At 37.1% G+C, this 5,639-nt stretch carries 5 protein-coding genes and 1 pseudogene; 4 read left to right on the top strand and 2 right to left on the bottom strand.

From position 1 onward, the window contains the following. Positions 1-50: 50 nt before the first annotated feature. Positions 51-500 (bottom strand): DUF3598 family protein, encoded by a 450-nt coding sequence (locus D5R40_RS29850; RefSeq protein WP_124147012.1) that lies wholly within the window; start codon positions 498-500, stop codon positions 51-53. Positions 501-984: 484 nt separating this feature from the next. Between D5R40_RS29850 and D5R40_RS43025 the strand changes: the two are divergent. The 4 genes and pseudogenes from D5R40_RS43025 (at position 985) to D5R40_RS29825 (ending at position 3,241) form a co-directional block, all read left to right on the top strand. After that, positions 985-1,746 (top strand): annotated as a pseudogene (locus D5R40_RS43025) (hypothetical protein). A 555-nt stretch (positions 1,747-2,301) separates the two neighbouring features. Beyond that, positions 2,302-2,541, top strand: coding sequence for a hypothetical protein (locus tag D5R40_RS29835; protein ID WP_124146578.1), 240 nt, complete (start codon positions 2,302-2,304; stop codon positions 2,539-2,541). A 53-nt stretch (positions 2,542-2,594) separates the two neighbouring features. After that, complete coding sequence (locus tag D5R40_RS29830; RefSeq protein ID WP_124146579.1) at positions 2,595-2,828, top strand: hypothetical protein; 234 nt, start codon at positions 2,595-2,597, stop codon at positions 2,826-2,828. Further along, positions 2,825-3,241: a putative toxin-antitoxin system toxin component, PIN family gene (locus tag D5R40_RS29825; protein WP_124146580.1), complete on the top strand. Its 417-nt coding sequence runs from the start codon at positions 2,825-2,827 to the stop codon at positions 3,239-3,241. Before D5R40_RS29830 ends, D5R40_RS29825 begins: the two co-directional genes overlap by 4 nt. 485 nt (positions 3,242-3,726) lie before the next feature. On the opposite strand, the gene D5R40_RS29820 is transcribed toward D5R40_RS29825, so the two are convergent. Further along, positions 3,727-5,244, bottom strand: a complete 1,518-nt coding sequence (locus D5R40_RS29820; RefSeq protein ID WP_124146581.1) for a GMC oxidoreductase — start codon at positions 5,242-5,244, stop codon at positions 3,727-3,729. Positions 5,245-5,639: the final 395 nt, after the last annotated feature.

Here is a 5,639-nt window from a genome sequence, read left to right as displayed (position 1 = left end):
CCCCATCTCCCCATCTTCCCTCCTGACTCCTGACTCCTGACTCCTGACTCCTAATTTAAGACTCTTTCTTCTTTAATTATTGTTCGTTTAACTATTTGATGATTATTAAACCAATGCCAAGTTCTAGCGCGATGATTATTATCGGGACTAATATTAATCATTTCATAGATATATAAATCTGGCATTCCTTTATATGTAATCCACAAAATAATTGTTGAATCATCTACTTCCCAAGCATAACCATCCAACCTTTCTGTATCAAACCAAATTTTTTTATCTCGATATATTCCAGGAAATTTATATTCTTCTTTTTTACCATCTTCCCACTCATAACGATTAGTTTGAAAATAGGGATATTCTCCATTATCTGGAAATTGACAAGTTAAATGAGAACTATGGCGATCGATAATATTACCCTGATTATCTACTATTGTATATGTTCCTTTCCAATCTCCTTCATGACGGACTAATACGGACATTTCTTCTCTAATTTTGGACATAATCTAACTCCTGATGGGACAAAGATAATTATGTTATAGCAGAAGGAAGAAGGAAAAAGGAAGAAGGAAGAAGGAAGTAAGTTTGTAGGTTGGGTTGATGCCAGGTTAGCGGAGCTTATCCTCCGGATAAACCCAACAAAAACAGGTAGATGTTGGGTTGCACTACCGCTTTTAATGTTCCACAGACGATCAACGGTGCGTTACGCTTTGCTAACACACCCTACTAGACCGACACAGCTAAAACTGTGCAATAGGGAGTAGGGAAGAAAGATATTTGTTGGGTTTCGTCCCTCAACCCAACCTACACTTATTGCACCATTTAAAGTGTGTCAGTCTACTACTACAATTCTTTTAAAATCAGGAATTGACAGAAATTAAATTGTAGATATCCAAATATATTGGGCAAAAATTAAAGGAATAAAAATTAACTCTGGCAAGTAAACTCTGGCGGAATATTTGGCGAGTTCTCAACACAGAAATAGAATTGAATTTATCGGAAACTGTTAAAGGTGGGGTTGAGTCTGGTAGGGCGGTTTTGGAAATAGCAAAAGCTCTAGAAAATAAGGATGCTAAAGAGTTAAAACCTTTTATTGAAAATATTGATTCACTTTTAGATGTACTAAATTCTCCCCTGGGAAAAGTTGCAGGAGCGGGTTTACCTTTTTTGCCTATTGCAACTGGAATTATTACTTTTATTATTGAAAAAACTCGTCAGGAGCCAACTTTAGAAGATGAAGTACAATTGGTGGCTCAGGTAGCTTATTTAGAAAGTTTACGAATATTTTTAATAGACCATCCTGAAATATCGGAAAAACTGACAGAAACTGAGGCATCGGAAGCGGTACAAAAATAGATTAAAAAATTGGATGAAGAAATAGATTTTAATGACAAAGGACCTGGGAAAATTTTGGTTAGTTTCTATGATTCACCTTTGAGGGAAAAGTTTGATCAAATTTTGATTGAACGTTTTAAAGAATCTGGTTTAGCTGAAAATAAAGCTAAAATTGTTGCTGAAAAAATTTCTCGCAATACCCACCGTTATATGAAAGAAGCAGTGGTAGAGGTGAAAGACAATGCTAAGAAATTAGCCGGAATTTATGGATATGGGTGGCAACGAGATTTGGAAATTTATGGCAGTATCGATAAGTATTTAGAGAAGAATATTGCTACTAAACCAGACGAAGAAGTATTTGATGAAAAATTCACTTTTAGGCAAATTTATGTGCCACTGTTGGACAATAGTTAGCCTTGCTAATTCAATCTAAAAGTATTGAAAGATAAAGGTTTGACCATTGATTTTTGAAGTAGCATTCTCACATCTGTACCGCGATAGCGATCGCTGATTTTCAGACTTTATTGATGTTTGATTTATCTGTTGGACAATAGTTAGCCTTGCTAATTCAATTTAAAAGTGTTGAAAGATAAAGGTTTGACCATTGATTTTTGAAGTAGCATTCTCACATCTGTACCGCGATAGCGATCGCTGATTTTCAGACTTTATTGATGTTTGATTTATCTGTTGGACAATAGTTAGCCTTGCTAATTCAATTTAAAAGTGTTGAAAGATAAAGGTTTGACCATTGATTTTTGAAGTAGCATTCTCACATCTGTACCGCGATAGCGATCGCTGATTTTCAGACTTTATTGATGTTTTATTCATCTGTTGGACAATAGTTAGCCTTGCTAATTCAGTCTAAAAGTGTTGAAAGATAAAGGTTTGACCATTGATTTTTGAAAAAATTACCGTAGAAAAATACATATTATAATATTTATATCAAAGCAATTTGAAGGAATAAAAATCATGTCAGAACTACAGGAATTAAGAAAAAAATCTCTGAATTTATCAGTAAGCGATCGCCTGTTATTACTTAAGGCAATTACAGATTCTTTGAATGAGGAACTTCGCCCTCGGCCAGAGTTACCTCCTGATTTCTTAGACAAGTTCCGAGGCATAGGAAAAACAGATAGTCCACCTCCAAATGATGAGGAAGTTGAAGCTATGCTAGAAGAACGTTTAGTGGAGAAATATTTAAAATCCTGAGAAAAATACATACTATAATATTTAGATAAAAGCAATTTGAAGGAACAAAAATTATGTCAGAACTACAGGAATTAAGAAAAAAAGCTCTGAATTTATCAGTAAGCGATCGCCTCTCTTTACTCAAGGACATTACAGATTCTTTGAACGAGGAATTTCGCCCCCGTCGCGACCTCAAAGCTGCTATAGAAGGTTTGCGAGGTATAGCAAAAACTGATGACCCGCCTCCGACTGATGCTGAGGTTGAGGCGATGCTAGAGGAACGCCTAGTGGAGAAATACTTAAAATGAAAGTTTTAATAGACACTAATATTGCCCTTGATTTTCTCCTACAGAGAGAGCCATTTTTCGGCGATGCTGATGCTTTATTTGAAGTTATTAAAAATCAGCAAATTGAAGGTTTTGTGACAGCAACAACCTTAACTAATATTTTTTATATTGTCAGAAAACAAACCAAAAGTATTGAAAGAGCAAGAGAAGCAGTTGCTATGACATTAGCATTAGAAATTTGTGACGTTAATCGTAATATTTTAGAAACTGCTTTTGCTTCTAATTTGAGAGACTTTGAAGATGCAGTGCAATTAGCTTGTGCTTATGCTAAGAATCTTGATGCTATTATTACTCGTAATGCTGATGATTTTGCTGGTGCAAGTCTGCCTATTTTGTCAGTTCAACAGTTATTTGAACAGATAAATAATTCTTGAGTAATATTATATTCGGACAATAAAGTCTTTGTTTGTAGTTGCACTTCAGCGCTGCTAGATATATTTGAGGCGCTAAAGGGCAACTATGAGCTGTTATTATAAGTGTTGGTAGTCCTCAATAGTAATAGTATGCAGGAACTAAGGAATATCTTATATCATGTTCCCCCTCCAGGGGAGCTACGAATTGCGGATAATCAGTTATAATAAAATTTAAGGACTCCGGGTATCGACAGTACCAAACAAATACTTAAATTATCAATACTATTCTCGAATATTTGTTCTTTTTCTCCTTTCTTTCCTCCTGACTAGGTCCTTCCCCTCCTGGGAGGGGTTAGGGGTGGGTTGACTCCTGACTCCTCACAACAGTCATTTATAAGTATTCAACCGTTAGCGTAGTTCCCCCTCCGGGGGAACATGATATTACACGGGAGCAAGATGCTCCCACTGTTATGCTTCGTCAAAAAAATAATGACAATGCACGACTATTACTGTAATCTTTCCTTCAAATGTTCCCCTACCCGCAAAGCATTAGCAATAATTGTCAATGCAGGAGTCACTGCCGAACTTGATGGGAAAAAACTGCTATCCACAACATATAAATTATCCACATCGTGGGTACGACAGTTAATATCCAAAACTGATGTTTTCGGGTCTTCCCCAAACCGACAAGTACCACATTGGTTTGCTACAACCTCAATGGGAACTTCCCCACGGGGATAAATGCTGCCGCGCTTCAAGACAGAATTTCCTACCTCTTTGTCTACCAACTTCAATACATCCATCCAACGATGTACTAGGCGATCGTGTGCTTCCCAGTTATTGGGAGTGTAATGGAAAAACAGTTTATCCCCTTTGACTTCAACTCGGTTATTGGGGTCTGGTACTATTTCCGAATGCAACCACCAACCAATGGAACGTAATGCTAACTGCTTCAACCCAAACCCTGGCATCGCTTTTGCTAACACAGATAAAATGGGTGGAGACTCAGCAAAAGTAATATCTTGCAGCAGACCACCTGTATTTTCTATGTGACCCATGGGATAGGCAAAATTCTCATCCCCCCAATAAAAATCATTCACACTCACACTTCTGAGAAAGTTCCCAGAGTTTGGTTTAGGACTAGGTTGCACTACGGCAGTCATCAGATGTTTCATCAGGTTGCGTCCCACTTGTCCGGAACTGTTTGCTAAACCATCTGGATGTTTTTCATTAGCAGAACGTAATAGTAATGCTGCTGAATTTACTGCTCCACAAGCAAGTACGACAATATCGGCAAAAAATAGAAATGATTGTTTGCCAATTTCTACTTCTACTGCTTTAACTGTGTTACTCGATGAGTTGGTGAGTAAACAGACTACTTTTGCATTAGCTTTAATAGTAATGTTAGGAGAGTCTAGCAGTGGTGCAATACCGAAGACTTCCGAGTCTCCAGTGGGGTCTTCCTCTTCGCGGGTAAGAGTTAATGGTAAAGTTTCTGGATGTAAACCTTGCCCGGCGATCGCATCGACAACTTTTTTAATTTCTGGATCGTGGTCAACTGCGGGATAAGGATATTCTGCACTGTGGGTAGGTTCGGTTGGGTCTTTGCTAACTTGACCGTGAACTTTATAAAGTTTTTCTGCTTCAGTGTAATATGGTTCAAAGTCTTTGTATTTGAGACACCATTCTGGAGAAATTCCTTCTTGATGTTTTACTGTTTCAAAGTCTTTTTCTCGCATCCTAATGAGAGCAGCACCATAGATTTTGGTATTGCCACCTACGGCATAATTTGTCTGAGGAGAAAAGGGTTCGCCTGCGTTGTCATACCAATTTTCGGGGGCACGATAAAGTTCTTTTTTGAAGATATCAACGTTAGCTCTATTTTGAATTTCTAGGGGCATGAAATCACCCCTTTCTAAGATGAGTATTTTTTTTCCGGTACTAGCAAGTTTAGAGGCTAAAGTTCCTCCTCCTGCACCTGTACCGACAATAATTACATCATAATGTTGGTCGTCAATAATCATTTTATTTTTCCTTTAATAATTTTTTTGAGATGTATTGAATAAGTATATAGGAGTCAGAATTAATGGAATGAGAATTCAACTTAAACTATCAATATTTAATTTTTGGGTAGTGGGAGCATCTTGCTCCCATATTAAAAATTCTCCTATTTTCAGATTTTGGTAGTGGAAGCGTCTTGCTCCCATATTAAAAATTCTCCTATTTTCAGATTTTGGTAGTGGAAGCGTCTTGCTCCTATATTAAAAATTCTCCTATTTTCAGATTTTGGTAGTGGAAGCATCTTGCTCCCATATTAAAAATTCTCCCATTTTTAGATTTTGGTAGTGGGAGCATCTTGCTCCCATATTAAAAATTCTCCCATTTTTAGATTTTGGTAGTGGGAGCATCTTGCTCCTAT

Origin of the sequence: Okeania hirsuta (assembly GCF_003838195.1) — a bacterium.
Lineage (GTDB): Bacteria > Cyanobacteriota > Cyanobacteriia > Cyanobacteriales > Microcoleaceae > Okeania > Okeania hirsuta.
This window is presented reverse-complemented; position numbering and strand designations above follow the sequence as displayed.

Bases quoted from the DNA above. Each gene is read 5' to 3' on its own strand.
- D5R40_RS29850 (WP_124147012.1), bottom strand. From the start codon at position 500: ATGTCCAAAATTAGAGAAGAAATGTCCGTATTAGTCCGTCATGAAGGA.
- D5R40_RS29825 (WP_124146580.1), top strand. From the start codon at position 2,825: ATGAAAGTTTTAATAGACACTAATATTGCCCTTGATTTTCTCCTACAG.
- D5R40_RS29820 (WP_124146581.1), bottom strand. From the start codon at position 5,244: ATGATTATTGACGACCAACATTATGATGTAATTATTGTCGGTACAGGT.
- D5R40_RS29835 (WP_124146578.1), top strand. From the start codon at position 2,302: ATGTCAGAACTACAGGAATTAAGAAAAAAATCTCTGAATTTATCAGTA.
- D5R40_RS29830 (WP_124146579.1), top strand. From the start codon at position 2,595: ATGTCAGAACTACAGGAATTAAGAAAAAAAGCTCTGAATTTATCAGTA.